The sequence below is a fragment of the Haemophilus parahaemolyticus genome, assembly GCF_018373095.1.
Taxonomy (GTDB): domain Bacteria; phylum Pseudomonadota; class Gammaproteobacteria; order Enterobacterales; family Pasteurellaceae; genus Haemophilus_A; species Haemophilus_A parahaemolyticus_A.
In genome coordinates, this window is sequence record NZ_JAHAHT010000152.1 from 1 (window position 1) to 2376 (window position 2376).

General features: G+C 39.9%; 2 protein-coding genes. Both read right to left on the minus strand.

The features are described 5' to 3' along the window. Positions 1-233: 233 nt before the first annotated feature. Positions 234-1466: an MFS transporter gene (locus KH943_RS09880; protein WP_304110413.1), complete on the minus strand. Its 1233-nt coding sequence runs from the start codon at positions 1464-1466 to the stop codon at positions 234-236. Next, positions 1423-2376 (minus strand): ABC transporter ATP-binding protein (locus tag KH943_RS09885; protein WP_304110414.1); only part of this gene is annotated, 954 nt, incomplete at its 5' end. The genes KH943_RS09885 and KH943_RS09880, both read right to left, overlap by 44 nt.

The window sequence follows — 2376 nt, forward strand, 5'->3', positions numbered from 1 at the left end:
ATCTTTTTCTTTGATGCTTCCATTATGGAGAACTCCTTGTGTTCGGATTAATCAATAAGCCGAGCGCGTATTCTACACAAAATGAGCAAAAAAGCAAAGTGTGATTTTTGAAAGAATGTAATAATATCGGGGTGAGCAATCGTTTACCTAAATTAAATTCTATATGGTAAGATTTAATTTAAAATTGATTTGTTCAGAAAAATTAGAGGTGTATAGCATTTGATCATTACGTTTTATGATTTTTGATTGTAGTTCTTAAAAAAGTACCAAATAGTAAATGCAATGATTGTCACAATCCAGTATACCGTAACGTATCCCCATGTACTGATCAATCTGAGTGAAATAAAACCAGCTAAATATGCTCCTAGTAATGCAACAGAAAATTGTAGTGAACTATCCAATGTGGCATAAGCTTTAGATGAATAATCAAGGATAATAGCCAGCAAGCATGGCACAAGCAATGCGTAAGTAATGCTTAATAATAAAATTGGTACGGCGATAAGATAAGGAAAATCTGTGCCGACATATTCAAATAGAATAAATAAGCAGAAGGCAAAAATTTGGCTAAGTAATACCCATTGGCTGACGGAAACCCGAGAATATTTTTTGAGTAATAGACCACTTAGCGGGGCAAAGGCGATAGCACAAAGGGGTTCAAATACGGAAAGTAATAGCCCAATGTGTTGGCTGCTCCAGCCCAAGGCGTTTAGTCGAGGAATGAAACTACTGACCACCATGCCGCTAGGAATAAAGATAAATAACAATAAAATCAACCAACGAAATGAGATATGCGGTTGTTGCCAAAAGTGGAAAAAGCGTGTGAATAAAAAATGTAATGGTGGATTTTGCGATTCAGCGACAATTACAGGTTCGGCGTATAGGCTGATTTGTAGAATCAACAGTAGTGCAAAAACACTCATTAAATCCACCGCACTTTGCCAGCCGTAATAATGGTAAATCAGTAACACTAAACCTCCGCCAAGCATTTTACCTACGCGTCCTGCGATCACCTGAATGACACCGCCAAAGCCACGTTGTTCAAAAGGCAGGATGGCACAGGTTAATCCTAGCGTTGCACAACCGAAAAATAGACTGCTTAGGTTCAATAGCACACATGCCACCATAAGCAGTGTAAAATCCCGTTGCGGTTGGATGAAATGCAACATGAATAGGGCAATAAAAATGATTAACGAGGAAAGGCATAGCCAGCCTCGAAATTGCCCGATACGCTTGAGACGATAGCGTTCAATTAACGGCGAAACGATGAATTTCGCCATTTCCATCCCACCAAGTAAATAGAACCAACTAATCTGTTTAAGATCAAATCCCTGCTCTTTTAACATGGTGATGAGACCAATCATATAAAACGCCACTAAACAGAATTTAAAACCGGAGGTAGTGGCAAGGAGTGCCCAATCCTGTTTATTGAGTGATGTTGCCTTGTTGGCATTGCCAAAACGCTGCATAACGTCCTTTTTGTTCTAAGAGTGTTTGATGCGTGCCTTGTTCGGCAATGCTGCCGTTTTCCAACACATAAATGCAATGCGCTCCCACAATGGTGGAAAGTCGGTGAGCAATAATCAACACGGTTTTGTCTTTAACTAGCTGATCCAGCGCTTTTTGCACTGCCAGCTCATTGCGGGTATCCAACGATGCTGTTGGTTCATCTAAAATGAGAATCGGTGCGTCTTTTAAAATCGCGCGGGCGATAGCAAGTCGTTGCTTTTCACCGCCAGAAAAATTACTCCCAATTTCATTAACTTGAGTTTGATACCCTTGTGGTAATGCCTGAATAAAATCATGGCATTGGGCAAGTTTACAGGCGTGAATCACCTCTTCATCGGTGGCATTGGGTTTTGCCATTCGGATGTTATTTAATACGCTGTCTTGGAATAAATAAACGTCTTGAAACACCACAGAAATTAATCTCATGAGCTGTTCTTGGCTAACATCCCGAATATCGATACCGCCGATCGTAATTCTCCCTGATTGCGGATCAGCATAACGCAATAACAAGCGGAGTAATGTCGTTTTACCACAACCGCTGGTGCCCACAAAAGCATTGAGGCTGTTAGGTTTTATGTCCAGATTAATGTCGTTTAGGATGGTTTTTTCGGCATTGTAACCAAAGCGAATATGCTCATAACGAATGCGATAATCTGTGGGTAATCTGCTGCCATTATTTTCCATCAATTCAGGTAATGCCATCAGTTTTTCAAATTTTTCACAGCTGATCACAAAAATTTCTAAGAGCGAAGACATTTGCACAAAGAAGTTCAATACATCTGAAATTCGTGCAATTAAAATCAGTACTGTGGCTAACAATACCCAATGAGCGCTACCAGAAATCACCCAAAATGTGCCAACAATTAATAC